This window comes from Stenotrophomonas sp. YJH_SMC_57 (assembly GCF_059369755.1).
The window spans coordinates 35,918-51,704 of record NZ_JCAFSZ010000015.1 but is presented as its reverse complement, the minus strand read 5'-3'; the positions used below and the strand labels follow the sequence as shown (position 1 = coordinate 51,704).

Below are 15,787 nucleotides of genomic sequence, written 5' to 3'. Positions count from 1 at the left end.
AGTCGCGACACTCTACACTGCGGCTCGTCGATTCGCCCCGCGCCGCCCGCGGGCACTGACTTCCCTTCGCCGCCCTGGAGATCCACCGATGTCCCACGCGCTCGACGCTGCTGCCCTCGATCAGCTGTTCCGCACTGCCCGTACCCAGAACGCCTTCCTCGACAAGCCGGTCCCGGCCAGCCTGCTGCAGGAACTGTACGACCTGGTGAAGTGGGGCCCGACCGCGGCCAACACCACGCCGGCCCGCTTCGTTTTCGTCACCTCGAAGGAAGCCAAGGAAAAGCTGGCCCCGGCCCTGTCCGAAGGCAACCTGGCCAAGACCATGGCCGCCCCGGTCACCGTCATCATCGGCTTCGACCTGGACTTCCACGAGAAGCTGCCGTACCTGTTCCCGCACACCGATGCCAAGGCCTGGTTCGACGGCCCGCAGGAAGGCCGCCACGAAGCCGCCATCCGCAACGGCAGCCTGCAGGGCGCCTACCTGATCCTGGCCGCGCGCGCGCTGGGCCTGGATGCCGGCCCGATGTCCGGCTTCGATGCGGCCAAGGTGGACGAAGCCTTCTTCGCCGGTACCTCGATCAAGTCGAATTTCCTGGTCAACCTGGGTTACGGTGATCCGGCGGGCCTGTTCCCGCGTCTGCCGCGCCTGTCGTTCGACGAAGCGGCGCGCATCGCGTAAGTCGCTGTATCGGTTTCGGGCCGTCACCTTGGCGGCCCCTGTTGCACCCACCCTACGATCCGGAGAGTTCCTCAGATGAGCGCCACCCGTAAACTGCTGCTGCCGCTGGCCCTGACCCTGGCCATCGCCGCCTGCTCCAAGCCGGCCGACACCGCTGCCCCGGCCGCGGATGCCGCCGCCCCGGCCACCACCGAACAGGCTGCCGCCCCGGCCGCTGATGCCGCCGCTGCTGCGCCGGCGGCCGAAGCGATCAAGATCGCCTCGGGCACCTACAAGCTGGACCCGAGCCACACCGACGTGCTGGCGCAGTGGAGCCACTTCGGCTTCTCCAACCCCAGCGCGCACTTCGGCAACGTTGAAGGCACCCTGGTGTACAACGCCGAAGACGTGACCAAGTCCACCGTGGAAGTGAAGCTGCCGCTGAGCGGCCTGAACAGCTTCACCGCCAAGTTCGACGAGCACCTGAAGAGCGCCGACTTCTTCGACGCCGCCAAGTTCGCCGATGCCACCTTCAAGAGCACCAAGGTGGAAGCAGCCGGCACCAACAAGCTGACCGTCACCGGCGACCTGACCATCAAGGGCATCACCAAGCCGGTCACCCTGGACGTCACCGTCAACGGCGGCGGCGAGCACCCGATGGCCAAGGTTCCGGCCGCCGGCTTCGATGCCACCACCACGCTGAAGCGCAGCGATTTCGGCGTCGGCGCCTACGCCCCGAACGTCAGCGATGAAGTGAAGATCCGCATCACCACCGAAGCCACCGGCGAAAAGCCGGCCGCTTGATGCACCCCGCTCACTCGTCGTGAGAAGGCAGAAGGCCCGCTGAAAAGCGGGCCTTCTTTATTGGGTTCCGGTAGAGCCGGCCGCTGGCCGGCTGCACGCGAGGTGCCGGATGTGGATGGGGTTGCCGGCCAGCGGCCGGCACTACCCGGTAGGTGCCAACCTGCATCTGGTGGGTGCGGACCGTTGGTCCGCACGCACGATCCCTCAGCGCAGCGCGCCCAACCACGCCGCACACGCCTCGCTCGGGCTCTGCTTGGCCTTCACCGCCAGCCCGCTCACGCGCACGAAGGTCTGCGCGGCCTGCGCCACCACCTGGCGTGCGATCAACGCGGCCTGCTTGGTCGCGGCCTGCTGCTTGCGCAGCTGCACGATGTTGATCGACGGCCGGCCGACCGGTGCGTACTTCTGGTCGCGGCGCAGCACATCGGCCACCTGCGCCACTTCGAACTCGGCCTGCAGGTAGCGGTGCTGTGCTTCCACCAGGTCGCGCAGCGGCACGCGCACGGCGGCGGTGTCGGCGAAGGCGGCCAGCGCGGCATCGCACGCAGCGTCATCGGCGAAGCGGGTACGCAGCGCATCCACGCTGGCCAGGGTCAGTTTGGCCATGTGGGCCTCGTTGCTGCAGGAAAGGAGCGCGATTGTCGCATTGTCAGCTCGGTCATGCCGGCCGCTGGCCGGCAATTGCAGGGAAGCGTGCGGACCAACGGTTCGCACCTACCGAAGGCGCAGCCGCCGAGCATGAGCTCGGCTCTACAATAGGCTGTTGTTTCACCCACGGAAGGAAGACCCATGCAGGACGCGCAGTACTGGTTGAACGAATTCTGGACAGGCCTGAGCGTGCTCGATCTTCTGGGCGGCAGTGTGCTCGGCACACTCCTGGGCCTGGCGCTGGGCGTGCTCGGCTGGCGCTGGCTGCACCGCCGCGGTTGGCTGCAGCGGCGCACGCGCTGGCATCACTGGCTGCTGGCCAGCTACGTGGTGCTGCTGCCGCTGGCCACCGCCTTCTTCGGCCTGCAGCTGGGCTTCACTGCCGGTGCGCACCGCGCGCTGTTCAAGCAGCTCGATCATTTCCAGCCGCACCTGCAGACGCTGGTGGAAGGCTGGAGCGAAGGCTTCACCGATTCACTGGATGACCCGCGCATGCGCGAGGCATTGCGCAGCCAGGGCACGGTGGGCGATGTGGCCGACACCATCGCCTCGGCCTACCTCAGCGAACACCCGCTGCCCGGCCTCGACCGCCTTGGCAACGGCCCGTTGGCGCGCGGCACCGGCTGGGTGATCGGCAAGGTGCGCGAAGGCCTGCTGCGCGGCATGGTGGAAGACACGCTGGTGGACAAGGCCGGCACGATCGGCCTGGAGCCCAAGGTGGTACGCGAGGCACTGACCATGCACGTCGATGAGCTGCTGCACACCCGGGGCGTGTTGCGGCTGGTGAAGGCGCAGATCAACGGCATGATGCCCGGCGTGTATTTCGGGCTGCTGCTGCCGCTGCTGGTCATCGCACTGCTGGTAGCGCTGGAGATCTGGGCCGCGCGGCGGTTCGGGTGGACCCGGCAGGTGGCATCCTACGCGGTAGTGCCGGCCGCTGGCCGGCAGCTGCAGGTTTCTGCCGTGGGTTGATGAGGTTGCCGGCCAGCGGCCGGCACTACCCCCAGGCAAAAAGTGCATGACCGCCGATGGCCCCCTGTAGAGTCGAGCGACGCTCGACTCATCGCGCGGCAGGTGGCATCCAGCGTGGTAGTGCCGGCCGCTGGCCGGCAACTTCAGGTTCCTGCCGAAGTTGATGAGGTTGCCGGCCAGCGGCCGGCACTACCTCCGGTGCAGGGGGTCAATCGCCGTCGGTTTCGTCCGGGTGGGCCTTCCAGTAGCCGGTCGAGCGGATCCAGTCGCGCGGCACGCCCAGGTGGCCTTCGATGAACTTGCGCATCATCCGTGCGCGACGCGATTCGGTGGCGATCCAGTAGAAGACATCGCCGTCCGGCGCTTCGAAGTCGGTCAGCATGTCTTCCAGCAGCGTGCTGCTGGCCGCCGGGAAGCCGTTGCGCTCCAGCCAATGGATGCGCACGTTCTCGTACTGCGGCAGGTCCTGGCGTTCGGCTTCATCGCTCACTTCGATGAAGGCCTGCACCTCGGCGCCGTCCGGCAGCACGTCCAGCCAGCGGGCGATGGCCGGCAGCGCGGTTTCATCGCCGATCAGCACATAGGCGTCGTAGCTGTCGGCCACCACGAACGAGCCGCGCGGGCCGCCGATCACCAGCACGTCGCCCGGCTGGGCCTGCTCGGCCCACGGCCCGGCAATGCCCTGGTCGTGCAGCACGAAGTCGATGGCCAGCTCGCCGGTTTCGTGGTCCCACCAGCGCGGGGTGTAGTCGCGGGCCGGCGAGGGCTCCTTGCCTGCCGGGTAGCTGCGGCCTTCGGCGGTCAGTACCGGAAGCACCATCTCGCCCGCAGCGTTGGGGAAGAACAGCTTGATGTGGTCGTCGGCGCCGGGCGAATCGAAACCGGCCAGATCGTCGCCACCCAGCACCACGCGGCGCATGTGCGGGGTGACTTCCTCGGTGCGCAGCACGGTCAGTTCACGGAAGCGCACATCCAGGCGCAGGCGCGTGTTGTTGTGTTCGGTCATGGGGATACCTGTAAAGGGGGTCGCGCGGGGCGCGCGGCATGGGGGAGGACCTGGCTGGAGTCAGTCTGGCTGGGTCGTTGAAAGCGGTGATGTCTCGCTACCGGCAGTACCGTTCAGCAGGGCCGAGGCCCGCGTCAGCAGCGCCGCCACCTCGTCCGCCTCGCCCTCGGCCCAGCGGCCGTGGTGATGCACCAGCGCCCGCTTGAACTCGCGCAGGGCGCTGGCCAGCGGCGGCGGCAGCGAGGCCTTGGTGATCTCGCGGGCGCGGTCGAAGGCGCGTCGCTGCGCCAGCCGCACCTGGGTGCGCTGCACCTTCAGCTCGAACTCGCCGGCGGCGGTGATGCGGAAGATCCGCTTGCCGTCCACTTCCTCGGCCTCGATCCAGCCGGCCTGCTCGAAGCTGGCCAGCAGCGGGTACATGGTGCCGGCGCTGGGCGTATAGGCCTGCATGAACTGGTTGCTGATCAGCTGCATCAGCTCGTAGCCATGGCGCGGCTGCTCGCCGATCAGGGCCAGCACCAGCAGGCGCAGGTCGCCACGGCTGAGCACCCGCGGCTGGCCGTTGCGGCGCGGCACCGCCGGATCGGTGGAACGGGCTCTGGGAGAGGGGGTACGGCTCATTTCGATATATCGGTAAACGAGTGTGCAAACGATATATCGATATATCGAAGCCGGCAATCATCGATCCGGCCACAAGCAGCCCCGTTTTGGGCCACGGCCGGCCGCGCGCACAGAAAAAGGGGCGCCCCTTGCGGGGCGCCCCGGCGGTACTGTGGAAGGGAGCAGGGCGCCAGGCCCATCACTCGCGGCCCACGCTGGGCCCATCGGCGGTCCCGATCCAGAGGCGGCTGCGACATGTTGTCGCCGGTTCAGAACCGCAGCCCGCACCGCACCTACCGTGGCTCCAGAGTTGCCCTACAACCGTCATCGGCAGCGGTAACACTGCGTCCTGCACATGGCCGCAGCGGCCCGCAAGCGACAGCCCGCGCAGCCGCCAAGGCCCGCCGCAGGGCCATCACGGGCCCTTGCAAGCCCCTTGCGGACACTGGCCGGTTGCATCCATACGCCTGCGTAGCCAAGTGACGAAAGCCCTTGGTGCGCTACACTTTGCGGTCTAGAAATCTATACAACAGTCGCGCGCGTGCGTGCGGTTATGGGAGCGCTAATGAACTGGTTGAACGAGGTGCTGAACAACGACCCGAATCCTGTGGAAACCCAGGAGTGGATCGAGTCGTTGAAGGCCGTTATTGATGTCGAGGGCTCCGAGCGCGCGCATCAGCTGCTGGAAGGCATGGTGGAACTGACCCGTCGTTCGGGCGCCTACCTGCCGTTCTCTCCCACCACCGAGTACGTCAACACCATCGAGCCGCAGCTCGAGGCCAAGAGCCCGGGTAATGCCGAGCTGGAATGGCGCATCCGTTCGATCATCCGCTGGAACGCGATGGCCACCGTGGTGCGCGCCAACCGCAAGCCGGGTGACCTGGGCGGCCACATCGCCTCGTTCGCCTCCGGCGCTACCCTGTACGACGTGGGCTTCAACCACTTCTGGCGCGCCCCGAGCGAGAACCACCCGGGCGACCTGCTGTTCATCCAGGGCCACAGCGCCCCGGGCATCTACGCGCGTTCCTTCCTGGAAGGCCGCATCAGCGAAGAGCAGCTGGACAAGTTCCGCATGGAAGTGGACGGCGGTGGCCTGTCCTCGTACCCGCACCCGTGGCTGATGCCGGAGTACTGGCAGACCCCGACCGTGTCGATGGGCCTGGGCCCGCTGGCCGCCATCTACCAGGCGCAGTTCATGCGCTACCTGGAAAACCGTGGCCTGATCGAGAAGTCCGACCGCAAGGTGTGGTGCTTCATCGGCGACGGCGAGAGCGACGAGCCGGAAACCCTGGGCGCGATCGCGCTGGCCGGCCGTGAAGGCCTGGACAACCTGATCTTCGTGGTGAACTGCAACCTGCAGCGCCTGGACGGCCCGGTGCGCGGCAACGGCAAGATCATCCAGGAACTGGAAGGCGTGTTCCGTGGCGGCGGCTGGAACGTGATCAAGCTGCTGTGGGGCGGTTACTGGGATGCGCTGCTGGCCAAGGACAGCGACGGCGTGCTGAAGAAGCTGATGATGGAAACCGTCGACGGCGAATACCAGAACTGCAAGGCCTTCGGCGGCGCGTATACCCGCGAGCATTTCTTCGGCAAGTACCCGGAAACCGCTGCGATGGTCGCCGGCCTGAGCGACGACGACATCTGGCGCCTGAACCGTGGTGGCCACGACCCGCACAAGGTGTACGCCGCCTACCACCAGGCCGTGAACACCAAGGGCATGCCGACCGTCATCCTGGCCAAGACCGTGAAGGGTTACGGCATGGGCAGCGCCGGTGAAGCGCTGAACCCGACCCACCAGACCAAGAAGCTGGACGACGAAGCGGTGCGCCACTTCCGCGACCGCTTCAACATTCCGGTGACCGACGCGCAGTTGGCCGACGGCCAGGTGCCGTTCTACCACCCGGGCCCGGATTCGCCGGAAGTGCAGTACCTGCAGGAACGCCGTGCTGCGCTGGGCGGTTACCTGCCGCAGCGCCGCCGCAAGGCCGACAAGACCTTCGTGGCGCCGAAGCTGGAAGCCTACGACCGTCTGCTGAAGAGCAGCGGCGAGCGCAGCTACTCCACCACCATGGCCTTCGTGCAGAGCCTGAACATCACCCTGCGTGACAAGGAACTGGGCCCGCACATCGTGCCGATCGTGGCCGACGAAGCCCGTACCTTCGGTATGGAAGGCCTGTTCCGCCAGATCGGCATCTACGCGCCGTTCGGCCAGAAGTACAAGCCGGTCGATGCCGACCAGCTGATGTTCTACCGCGAAGACCAGAGCGGCCAGGTGCTGCAGCAGGGCATCAGCGAGCCGGGCGCGATCAGCTCGTGGATGGCGGCCGGTACCAGCTACTCGGTCAGCAACGTGCCGATGCTGCCGTTCTACATCTACTACTCGATGTTCGGCTTCCAGCGCGTGGGCGACATCGCCTGGCAGGCCGCCGACATGCGTACCCGCGGCTTCCTGCTGGGTGGCACCGCCGGCCGCACCACGCTGAACGGTGAAGGCCTGCAGCACGAAGATGGCTTCAGCCATCTGGTGGCCGGTGGCATCCCGAACGTGCGCAGCTACGACCCGACCTTCGGCTTCGAAGTGACGGTGGTGCTGCAGCACGGCACCAAGCGCATGATGGAAGACCAGGTGGACGAGTATTACTACGTCACCCTGATGAACGAGAACTACACCCACCCGGAAATGCCGGAAGGCGCGGCCGAAGGCATCGTCAAGGGCATGTACCTGCTGACCGACGCCGGCAAGCCGAAGAAGGGCGAGCTGCGCGTGCAGCTGCTGGGCTCGGGCACCATCCTGCGCGAAGCCATTGCCGCGGCCGAGCTGCTGGACAAGGACTTCGGCGTGACCGCCGATATCTGGAGCTGCCCGAGCTTCAACGAACTGCGTCGCGATGGTTTCGACGTGGAGCGTGCCAACCGCCTGCATCCGGAAGGTGAGCAGCGCAAGGCCTACGTGACCGAGCTGCTGGAAGGCCGCCAGGGCCCGGCGATTGCCGCCACCGACTATGTGCGTGCGTATGCGGACCAGATCCGTGCGTTCGTGCCGATGTCGTACACCGTGCTGGGTACCGATGGTTTCGGCCGTTCGGATACGCGTGCGAACCTGCGCCGGTTCTTTGAGGTGGATCGCTACTACATCGCGCATGCCGCGATTGCGGCGCTGGCGAAGGAAGGGAAGATGACTGGGAAGGACGTGGCGCGGGCGATCAAGCAGTACAAGATTGATCCGGAGAAAGCTAACCCTGTTGGGGTTTGATCTGGAGCAAAGCGTATAGAAAAGGGCGGCCATAGTGCCGCCCTTTTGTTGCCATTAAGTAATTCACATCGCTATGCTGGATGCGTGTGTACCCCACGCTGGGAGTTCTTGTGATCGTAACCAAACTAAAGCTTAAGAATTGGAAGAATTTTCGTTCCGCAACGGCGAACTTCCGTGAGCGAACGTTCATCGTTGGTCCGAACGCAGCCGGCAAATCAAATTTGATTGATGTGTTTCGTTTTCTGAGAGACGTCGCAAGAGGTGCGGGAGGTGGCGGCCTCGCGAAGGCGTTGAGTGAGCGTGGGGGCATTAAGGCCATCAGATGTCTAGCCGCTCGAAAGGACACCCAAATCGAGATAGATGTGACCTTCGCTGATGATGTGGATGGGCCGGCGAAGTGGAGATACGTTTTAGGTCTAAAGAATGAGGGGAAGGGTAGCAATCGAGACCTGGTCTCCTACGAGAAAGTTTGGGATGCCAGAGGGAAACTACTACTTGATCGTCCTGACAAGTTCGATGAGGCCGATCCGGAGCGGCTAACCCAGACCCATCTTGAGCAGGTGAACAGCAATAGGGATTACCGAGAAATAGCTGAGGAACTGAGTCAGGTTCGTTACCTCCATCTGGTGCCGCAGCTTCTAAAGTACGCGGAGCAACTTGGAGGGTATCGGCTTGAAGGTGACCCGTTCGGGCAGGGATTCTTGGAGCAAGTAGCGACGTCTACTGAAAGAGTGCGCTCATCACGTCTTCGCCGAATCAATGAGGCGCTGCGAGTATGCGTTCCGCAATTGCGTGACCTGAAGTTTGTAAAGGACGATGTAACTGGCCGGCCGCATCTGGAGGCGTTGTATGAGCATTGGAGAAAGAATGCCGGTTGGCAGCGAGAATCGCAATTCTCTGATGGAACGCTCAGGTTGCTCGGTCTTATGTGGTCACTGTTGGATGGCGATTCTTTACTTTTGCTCGAAGAGCCAGAGCTATCTCTGAATGATGCAATCGTAGAGCGGATTCCGATGCTCGTGAGAAAGGTCCAGAGATCAACGAAAGTTCGTCGTCAAATTATTCTCACAACACATAGTGAAGCAATGCTTAATCAGCAAGGCATAGACGGAAGGGAGGTTGTGAGACTTGTGCCGTCGGCTGAGGGAACGACAATCGCGGAGCTGACAAAGCAGGAAAAAATTGCCTTGAAATCTGGACTCACTCCGGCAGAGGTTATTTTAAATAAGGCGCGTCCCACTGTTTCTGAGAACTTTGGGCTCTTCTAACAATGATCATTGCGAGCGAAGATGGTCTGATAGAAGCGATTCTCAGGAGAGTTCTGGTCGATCTCAACTACGATATGGACGCAGTCATAGCCATCTGCGCTGGGGGAAGAAGCAAGCTGCAGGCAAAGATTCCTGCGCTCATCAGGTCTGCTTCTGGTGGGCTCCCCGTAATTATCTGTACTGACCTTGACTCCACTCCATGCATTGTACGCATGAAGAATGATTGGTTTCCGCAGGGCGTGCCAAGAAATATAGTTTTCTCCGTCGCAACTAGAGAGGCAGATGCTTGGATTCTCGCTGACCCTGGAATATCCAAATATTTAGCGAGTTCGACTGCGGTTCCGTCAGATCCAGAGAGCGTTCAGGACCCTAAGTCGAGTCTAATAGAGATTGCAAAGCGATCTCGTAAGCGAGATATAAAGGAAGAGATGATCGTCGCAAAGGGCGCTGTAGCGAGGGTGGGGCCTGGGTACAATGTTGTCTTGGCCAATTTCGTAGAGTTTGAATGGAATATTGAAGTTGCCTCTCAGAAATGCAAGGGGCTACGCCGATTGTTGCAACGGGTTTCTACACTCGTGGCCTAACTCTCTTTCATTGCTACGTAGTTGTACTTCTGAATTGGCTAATATCCATCAGGAGTATAATTCCGCCAGATTTTCTTTTGTCCTTTAGTTACTTTCGTAAGCTATCAAGTCCGTCCAAATACATTTGAATTTCGAATATTCTATCAATGCTAGACCTGCAATTTTTTTGTGGGATCAGCATGATTGCGCTAGAGTGGTTCCTGGGCAGCTTTGAATTTAGTACTTTTGCGTAAGTGGCGGTGGAGATCAGGAATCCATCGCAGAGTCCATCTTCTTCAAATTTTTTGAAATCCTGAGAGTGACGTTCTCTGAAGACGTCGTTGAACTCCCGTAGTGATTTTCCAAGCTCGTTCTCATTTGCAAAGGTCCAGCTCCTCCGAGCGGCTAATGTGTCAATATTGAGAGCTACAATTCCGGGCTGCCCCTTTTTTCTAATTTGGTTTACGCCGTCTCGCAATGCCCCTTGAATTGATCTCTCTGAATAAATCTTTTTGCAGGCGATTGAATATTCCAATTTTCTCTTTCCTAGCACCATCACCAGATCTGGCTCTGCAATTTTAATATCGCCGCCTCCCATTCGGATCTTTCTGTAGAGGTCCAGTTCCCAAAGAAAGTTTCGACCATCCGAGTTGACCGCAGACTTGGGATTCATGTCGCTTCGAGCAATCATGGCGAAGTTGTGCCTTGAGTTTGGATCGTTTGCCGCAGCTAGGATGGACAAAGCAATGCGCCTTGCCTCCGTTGCTTTTTCAAAAAATACCTCCCATTTTTCATTCGTCAGTTGTGTAGATCTCTCGGATATTTTGCGGACAGAAGAGAAAATTGAAATTAGAGAGCCATTTGGTCGGGTTTTTACTCCGAGTGAACTCAAGGCGGAAGTTGCCTCTTCTATGAGGCACTGCAGTTCTCCAATGCTGGCAGCTGATGACCAGAGTGGATCATCTCCATTTTCTGCTATTTCTAAGTTTCTGCTCATTGTTTAGATTCCCCTTAATTAGGCACTGGGCGTCTCCGGGATCTGGGTGAACAGTTCAGACTCGATCATCCCGAAATAACGTCCGTCTCTGTGAAACGCGCATAAAGCGCCTCCAAGTCCCTGCTTCGTACTCTGAATTGACTCCTTTTCTTTGATCGCGCCCTTCCTTCTGCAGGGTGTTCGAGCTTGATGCCTGGATCGTAATAAACGTTCCCATTTGCCAGAGACGTGAGAAGACGACCAAATTCTGCCCCGGTGCCGAGCAAAATTCGCCGTCCAAATCTATACTTTGGTAGACCCGAACGAAGTATCTGTGATGGAACGAAAGCGGCTTTGGCGTGCTTCGACTTCCAATGATCCAGCAGTTTGGAGAATGACCATGACATCGCTACTTCATTCGTGCTATTGACCATCACGACTGCACCGTCCGGGCGATACGTCTGGTTGTGGCGATCGTATCCGTGAAGGTCGAGGCGCAGCTTCTTGTTCGCTCTCGTCGCTGCCCCAACTTTATAAATTCCGCCAAAGTTAGTTCGCCTATCATTCCCCTGCGCTTCGTGACCATAGTCATGCATAAAGGCGTCGAATCCATTTGAAACGTATGTCCCTCCATCGGGTTCCGGTGTGAAAAGCGTAACGACGCTGCTTCCCGGCTTCTCCGAGTTGGTCACGCCGCGCGCCTTGATCTCCCAACCGTGGAAGTCAGGGAGCGCAATACCGTTGGAGCGAATTCCTAATAGGGCCTCTAGTGTATTGCCATTGCAGTTGGTTGCTCTGCAAGGCACAACTACACCGCGCCCATCTAAGCGAATCGAATCGTGCCATCCAGAGCGATGAATTTCTGCAAGAGCCCTCAGAAGAGTTAGATAGTCGTCTGCGTCCGAGCTCGACGACTCAACAGGAAGGACGCGGAGCGCGCCGTAGGCCTCGTGCGGCTGCTCTGCCTTGATCTGCCTCGCTGCCGGACTCTCGGGCGGCAAAATGATGGCCATGATCGTCTGTTGGCTGGTAATTCCCAGAAGCAGTACTCGGTCGGGCACAGCTCCCAGTTTTTCCTTGTCGAAGAACGTAGAAGGCGCGTAGCGCGCGCCCTTAAGAAAACCGGACATCCGAACTTCCGGATACTGGGGATAGAAAATCAGCTTAGCCTCTGGAGCCCTTGAGACTGTTCCTGTGCTGGTGATCCAGTACATCTCCAAGGGAGCGTGAAAAACCGACTCGTTCTGGCCAGTTTTACTTGAATACGAAGAGTGTGCGACCACAGAGCCGGAGGGGATTCGGCTCAGGTCCGACAAATCCGGCGCCACGTAGACCTGATTCTTCGAATTGGCATTTGGCGGAAGATCCTTGTAGAAAATCTCGGTCGCACCATTTGCGACAAGCATTGCCACTGCTGTACCAAGCTCCAGGTTGTAGAGCCACTGGTCCCGTTCATCCGCCTTGGGATTCATATCTAGTTCTCACATCTGAGAAGGTCGGGGGATGCTGCGCACCCCAAACGCTCCGTTTGCACGTGTTCGTCAGCCAGTGACGCGACGGACCTTATCTAGGCACTGCTTCATCAATGCATCAATCTTTACCTCAGGCATCACCTCGAAGGCCAGTCCCGCGCCGTCGAGGTTCATCTGCTTCATGAAGCCCCGGAATAGGTTCTCACCGTCCAGCAGATCTTTTTCATTGGCGAGCAGTCGCACGACACCGCGGGAAAACGATGGCCTAGAGGCCATTGCCGAGCGCTCGATGAAGCTGAGACGGATGTCCGCTCTGTGCAGGATGTGACGCAGAACTGATCCGACATTCGCTGAATCGATCTGACGCGCAATATGATAGTTCCACCAAAGGCGGGAGATTGCGTGGTCATCCCGGCAGGCTGTGAGGGTCGGTGCAAAGAGGTGCTTGACGATGTCGGCTGCGCACTTCTCATCCGTCGAGTTGTCTGAGATCCACCGTACGCGTGAGTAGGCCAAGCCCTCGACATGGCTCATTCGAACCCACAGTCGGTTCTCACGCGCGATGCTTGGAGATATGTGGCCAAGCGCGTGCCCCACAATCAGCGAGTTGTGGATCTCGCTGGCAGGACTGCCGTCTGTCGCTAATTGGGACAGCTCCGAGAGATCTGCGTCCACGGACAGCGGAATCCGCCAGTTGCCAGCAGACTCCAGGTCAAGAAAATCGCCATTCCGGTAGCGATCAAGGTTCTCAGGGACTGAGCCCCGAAGATCGGCTGCGACCTGCTCGCCCACGTAAAGTAGCTTGCTCATGCGCTCACTCCCTCAATCACCTTGCCGAGTGCTCGAAGGGGTCTATCCAGCAGGTTTTGGGCTGCCTGCCCCAAGTCGCAGGTTGCGATATCAATTCCTTCGGCACCGCATCGCGCAGACATGACTGTGTGCCACCGTTTTCCTTCGTACTGACCGTCTTCCCTCATTGCCTCCAGGACACTCATGAGAGTTGGCAGGTAGAGCGATGACAGCAGGACATCCCGCGCTCGGTTGTCACGCACGATGGAGAGCATTCCGTGGAGATCAGCACTCGCAAGAATGTCGATGGATTCTCCCTCAAGGTTTATCTGGAACTCGCCTTCCGGTACGTCGGGAAGAAGCTTGAGACGGAAGATTGACTCCAGCGGAGCCAGCTTCTCCATTCCAACTTCGTACGCGACCTCCTCGGAACTCGCGATGATGTCGCCTGCGCTGGCAAATCGAGAGTCCATCGGGAATTCGGCGTCAATGAACGAGGACACCAGCCTAATCCTGTCGGTGACAGCCACGATGACTGCGCGGATATTCGTCCTCCCGCGCAGCTTCCCACCAGACAGGTCAAGTCGGAACTGTCCCACCCCTGTGACATGCAAACGGTCGTAGTAAGTGTCACGGCAGGTCACCATGACTCCAGCACTGGCGTCACCGCGTCGCACGAGTTCAAGGACTTCGGTGTCATCGATACCTAGTGCTCCGTTAAGGAAGAGGTGCCCCGCATCCGGGTTTTCCTCGACGTCCAGTTCGACCATGAGTGAGAGCGCTCCGTAATCCATTGTCTGGCTGGAGAGCACAGGGTGCGGGAAGCTCGCGCTGTCCTTAATGCGCATCTTGTTCTTCCTTGATTGGGCGGAGAACAACCGAGATCGGGCCAGCATAGGGGCGCGAGAGCTTAATCTTCACGGACATCCGGGCGCCTTCTACTGCACTGATCTTTGGTGAGTGGGAAGATTGAGAGTCGTTCAATTCAATGATTGTAAGCATTTCGTCGGAGGCTACTCCTACTGCCGAGAGCTCAATGACCGCTTCTGCCGTAGCCTCCGGCGTGAATGAAAGAGTCCGTGTCACGCCTTCGTCCGAAACTAAGTTGCGGAGATTGGTGTACGCAATGCTGCGGCCACCGCGCCCTCCAACGGAGCCACGACCAGGGCCCTTCCTGTCACCTGTGGTTGCACCTGAACCCTTAGAGCCGCGCTTCTGACCTCCGGAGGAGCCTGACTCTCCATTGGCACCTTGCCCGACGCTCGGCGGCTGCTTTGTTAGTCTCTTCTTTACAGTGGGCCGTTCCGGGTTGTCGTCCATGGTGTTGGGATCGGCAATCGGTTGCTCTCCGCCCGTGCTGGCAAAGAACTGGTTCATCTCATCAAGGAGTACGTCCGCCTCGGCGGCTGCAGTGGTTGATTCTCTAATGTACTGACGCACCCAGGCCCCGACCCTTTTGTACGCGGTTTTGAGCTTTTTGCGACGCTTTTCGTCGTCAATGCGATCTGCGGAGATCTCGTCGTGGCGAGGGTTCTCCATGTCGCGAACAGTTGCGCTGGTCTCGCGATTGACAGGCTGGAGAACGGCGACAAAGTCTCTTGAAAGAGAGAACCGTCGCATTGGGTGACCGAAGTGACTGAGGTTGTCAGCAATGTACATTCCATTCCGCAGGATTCCGAGCCGGCGGGGGAGCCCTTCGCGCTGAAGAAGCGTCAGTGTGAACTTCCCGGAGTCTGGTGATTCATACTCGGTCACAGTCGAGCTCTCCGAACAGAGAGCATCCAGCATCGCTGCGCTGAATGCCAAATCGTCGGAACTTCCTGTGTTCTCTGCTGCTGCCTGGAGCAGGGGGTTCCCGAAGAGATCAGAGATCGTCGCTGCGTCGATCTCGATATCCTCTTCTTCCGGTGAAATGACACTGAAGCGTATTGCACCCTCTCGAATGGCTGAGAAGAAGTTTCTGGAAAGCGACTCTGCGATCAGCCATTGCCAGCCGTCGGTCTGTGCGAAGCCGATGCTCGCAACAGTAGTCCCAGTCTCTGTTCGACGCAGCCATTGGGGCAGACTTTCAACGTCACTTACCGGTTGATAATCCGCATTTCCCCAATAGCCAGTCGATCTCAGTGGTTCCCCATCTTCGTGGGAAATCAGAATGCTCTTGCCTTGAGCAAGATGGCAGTCATTGCCCTGATCATCGGTGTAGCGAGTGGAGTAGAACACCGTTCTCAGACTGGAAATCGCAAAGGCCGCGTTCTTGCCGATACCGAATGATCCACCTGCATCCGTAACGTTCTTCTGACTGACACCGGAAGACTTGACGAGTGCGTGGAATGGGCTGCCTTCAACGGCAGGCCCCCGAAGGCCGGTAGTGCCATAGTCTTCCACCAACAGAACGGGCAACGTCTTCTGTTCGACAAGAGCAGCCGCCCGGATGAAAAACTCAGTTTCTTTCTTCCGCTTCTTTTTCTTCGCGTGAGACAGACAGGCTCCGACAGAGGATGCGAGATCCTTCAATCCGGGAACTTCTCCCGCAGGAACGTCCAATAGTCGGAATACGAGGTGGACCGTACTGGCGCCCTGATCCTGTCCTTTTGCCGCAGCATCCAAGCTGTTCTGGGAGCATTCCCGCGCAACGCCCGGGAAAGGAGAACCTTTGAATGTCTCAATGCCTGCGTGGCCCAATCCCTCTTCTTCGAGACCCGGGTTCGGTAGAAACTTCCAGCCTGTCATTCCATTGCCCCTGTGAAGATAGCGCGCAGATGCAATTAAAGCAGCCGC

At 59.9% G+C, this 15,787-nt stretch carries 14 protein-coding genes; 6 read left to right on the top strand and 8 right to left on the bottom strand.

Features of this window, described 5'->3' with window-relative positions; genetic code table 11:
* The first annotated feature begins 88 nt into the window (after window positions 1-88).
* Together AC5P7U_RS18370 and AC5P7U_RS18365 are read left to right on the top strand one after the other, a co-directional pair.
* Complete coding sequence (locus AC5P7U_RS18370; RefSeq protein ID WP_006438279.1) at window positions 89-679, top strand: malonic semialdehyde reductase; 591 nt, start codon at window positions 89-91, stop codon at window positions 677-679.
* 75 nt (window positions 680-754) lie between these two features.
* The gene (locus AC5P7U_RS18365; RefSeq protein ID WP_180880399.1) at window positions 755-1,462 is read left to right on the top strand and encodes a YceI family protein; all 708 of its coding nucleotides are present in this window, start codon (window positions 755-757) and stop codon (window positions 1,460-1,462) included.
* 204 nt (window positions 1,463-1,666) lie between these two features.
* Here AC5P7U_RS18365 and AC5P7U_RS18360 read toward each other — a convergent pair whose 3' ends face one another.
* Window positions 1,667-2,068: a hypothetical protein gene (locus tag AC5P7U_RS18360; protein ID WP_197565113.1), complete on the bottom strand. Its 402-nt coding sequence runs from the start codon at window positions 2,066-2,068 to the stop codon at window positions 1,667-1,669.
* Between the two features lie 183 nt (window positions 2,069-2,251).
* Here AC5P7U_RS18360 and AC5P7U_RS18355 point away from each other — a divergent pair, with 183 nt between their 5' ends.
* Entirely contained in the window at window positions 2,252-3,082 is an 831-nt protein-coding gene (locus tag AC5P7U_RS18355; RefSeq protein ID WP_197565114.1) for a hypothetical protein, read from the top strand.
* Between the two features lie 208 nt (window positions 3,083-3,290).
* Here the strand turns inward: AC5P7U_RS18355 and AC5P7U_RS18350 are convergent, their stop codons facing one another.
* Entirely contained in the window at window positions 3,291-4,088 is a 798-nt protein-coding gene (locus AC5P7U_RS18350; protein WP_197564262.1) for a siderophore-interacting protein, read from the bottom strand.
* 60 nt (window positions 4,089-4,148) lie between these two features.
* Window positions 4,149-4,709: a PadR family transcriptional regulator gene (locus AC5P7U_RS18345; protein ID WP_197564263.1), complete on the bottom strand. Its 561-nt coding sequence runs from the start codon at window positions 4,707-4,709 to the stop codon at window positions 4,149-4,151.
* A gap of 544 nt (window positions 4,710-5,253) precedes the next feature.
* Here AC5P7U_RS18345 and aceE point away from each other — a divergent pair.
* The 3 genes from aceE to AC5P7U_RS18330 all read left to right on the top strand — a co-directional run bounded on the left by aceE (window position 5,254) and on the right by AC5P7U_RS18330 (window position 9,793).
* Window positions 5,254-7,941: a pyruvate dehydrogenase (acetyl-transferring), homodimeric type gene (aceE, locus tag AC5P7U_RS18340; RefSeq protein WP_197564264.1), complete on the top strand. Its 2,688-nt coding sequence runs from the start codon at window positions 5,254-5,256 to the stop codon at window positions 7,939-7,941.
* An 86-nt stretch (window positions 7,942-8,027) separates the two neighbouring features.
* The gene (locus AC5P7U_RS18335) at window positions 8,028-9,209 is read left to right on the top strand and encodes an AAA family ATPase (protein WP_495221327.1); all 1,182 of its coding nucleotides are present in this window, start codon (window positions 8,028-8,030) and stop codon (window positions 9,207-9,209) included.
* A gap of 2 nt (window positions 9,210-9,211) precedes the next feature.
* Window positions 9,212-9,793, top strand: a complete 582-nt coding sequence (locus tag AC5P7U_RS18330; RefSeq protein ID WP_197564265.1) for a hypothetical protein — start codon at window positions 9,212-9,214, stop codon at window positions 9,791-9,793.
* A gap of 88 nt (window positions 9,794-9,881) precedes the next feature.
* On the opposite strand, the gene AC5P7U_RS18325 is transcribed toward AC5P7U_RS18330, so the two are convergent.
* The 5 genes from AC5P7U_RS18325 to AC5P7U_RS18305 all read right to left on the bottom strand — a co-directional run bounded on the left by AC5P7U_RS18325 (window position 9,882) and on the right by AC5P7U_RS18305 (window position 15,523).
* Entirely contained in the window at window positions 9,882-10,769 is an 888-nt protein-coding gene (locus AC5P7U_RS18325) for a hypothetical protein (RefSeq protein WP_197564266.1), read from the bottom strand.
* A gap of 65 nt (window positions 10,770-10,834) precedes the next feature.
* Complete coding sequence (locus tag AC5P7U_RS18320; protein WP_197564267.1) at window positions 10,835-12,220, bottom strand: MvaI/BcnI family restriction endonuclease; 1,386 nt, start codon at window positions 12,218-12,220, stop codon at window positions 10,835-10,837.
* A 69-nt stretch (window positions 12,221-12,289) separates the two neighbouring features.
* Window positions 12,290-13,030, bottom strand: coding sequence for a DUF6339 family protein (locus AC5P7U_RS18315; RefSeq protein WP_197564268.1), 741 nt, complete (start codon window positions 13,028-13,030; stop codon window positions 12,290-12,292).
* Window positions 13,027-13,857, bottom strand: coding sequence for a hypothetical protein (locus AC5P7U_RS18310; RefSeq protein WP_197564269.1), 831 nt, complete (start codon window positions 13,855-13,857; stop codon window positions 13,027-13,029). The genes AC5P7U_RS18315 and AC5P7U_RS18310 overlap by 4 nt, the downstream gene beginning before the upstream one ends.
* Window positions 13,847-15,523 (bottom strand): hypothetical protein, encoded by a 1,677-nt coding sequence (locus tag AC5P7U_RS18305; protein ID WP_197564270.1) that lies wholly within the window; start codon window positions 15,521-15,523, stop codon window positions 13,847-13,849. The genes AC5P7U_RS18310 and AC5P7U_RS18305 overlap by 11 nt, the downstream gene beginning before the upstream one ends.
* Window positions 15,524-15,787 lie beyond the last annotated feature (264 nt).